Source organism: Aeromonas sp. HMWF014, assembly GCF_963878295.1.
Lineage (GTDB): Bacteria > Pseudomonadota > Gammaproteobacteria > Enterobacterales > Aeromonadaceae > Aeromonas > Aeromonas popoffii.
This window is the reverse complement of the sequence record NZ_CAWNYS010000477.1, coordinates 7,809-9,040: the sequence shown is the minus strand read 5'-3', so window position 1 is coordinate 9,040 and position 1,232 is coordinate 7,809. Positions and strand designations below refer to the sequence as shown.

Below are 1,232 nucleotides of genomic sequence, written 5' to 3'. Positions count from 1 at the left end.
GATCACGACTATGTGCTGGCCTTCGCGGCACTCGCTCGCCGCCACGGCTGCCAACGTCTTATCGTCGTCTCGAGTCTGGGGGCCAATCCACACTCGCCGGCCCTCTATCCCCGCACCAAGGGGCAGATGGAACTGGCGCTGCTGACACAAGCCTGGCCACGGCTCGCCATAGTGCGCCCCGCCATGCTGCTCGGCAACCGCAAGCCGCCGCGCTTGTCGGAGCAATGCTTCCAGGCGTTCTATCCGCTGCTGCGCCCCCTGCTGGTTGGCAAGTTGCGCCGCTGGCGCGCCATCGACGCCAGCCAGGTAGCCCACGCCATGATAGTGCTCAGCCAGCAGGAGGGTGGCGTTGAGGTGGTGGAAAACGAGCGGCTACACGGGATGTGACAGCGCTCTGCCGCTGAACAGCGTTGGTGACGACTCAACAGGAAAACAGATCAAAAAAGGCGCCAAGGCGCCTTTTTACTCCAGAGTGCAGCATCAGGCCGGGTCTGTGTCCCCTCGCTTGCGGTTGGCATTGGGCCGCCCGCCGGTCACCGCATCGGCACGGCCCTCTTCCTTGGCCTTCTCGGCCCGCTTCTTGCGCATCTCTTTCGGATCGGCGATGAGCGGGCGGTAGATCTCGATGCGATCCCCGTCCTGCAGCAGGTCAGCCCCCTTGACCGGCCGACTGTAGATGCCGAACTTGTTGACCGACAGATCGATCTCCGGGTGCTTCTGCACTATGCCGGACTGCTCGATGGCGGCCAGCACGCTGGTGGCGGGAGCAACCCGGATACGCAGCACAGTCTGGCGCTCGGGCAAGGCATACACCACGTCGATATTGAGCAGATCAGACACCGTACACCACCTTGGCGCGGTTGGAGAAGGCAAGCACCATGGAGCCCACCAGGTCGCGGAAAATCTGGCCAAACGCCAGCTCGATCAGCTTGGAGGTGAACTCAAAATCGAGGTCGAATTCGACCTTGCAGGCATCCACATCCAGCGGCGTAAAGGTCCACCAGCCAGCCAGCTTGCTGAAGGGGCCCTCCACCAGCTCCATCTTGATCTGCCGGTTGGCATCGAGCCGATTGCGGGTGGTAAACGTCTTGGCAATCCCCGCCTTGGCCACATCGACCGAGGCAGTCATATAGTCATCGCCTGTCTCGTGGACACGGCTGCCGACACAACCGGGCAGAAACTCCGGATAAGCGTGAACATCATTGACCAGCCTGAACATTTGTTCTGCGCTG

General features: G+C 62.0%; 2 protein-coding genes and 1 pseudogene. 1 reads left to right on the top strand and 2 read right to left on the bottom strand.

Features of this window, described 5'->3' with window-relative positions:
- Positions 1–387 (top strand): annotated as a pseudogene (locus AAC083_RS18575) (nucleoside-diphosphate sugar epimerase); the annotation flags it as partial.
- 93 nt (positions 388–480) lie between these two features.
- Here the strand turns inward: AAC083_RS18575 and AAC083_RS18570 are convergent.
- Entirely contained in the window at positions 481–840 is a 360-nt protein-coding gene (locus AAC083_RS18570; RefSeq protein WP_108537386.1) for an RnfH family protein, read from the bottom strand.
- Positions 833–1,232: SRPBCC family protein (locus tag AAC083_RS18565; RefSeq protein WP_258224767.1), on the bottom strand; the 400-nt coding region annotated here is incomplete at its 5' end. The genes AAC083_RS18565 and AAC083_RS18570, both read right to left, overlap by 8 nt.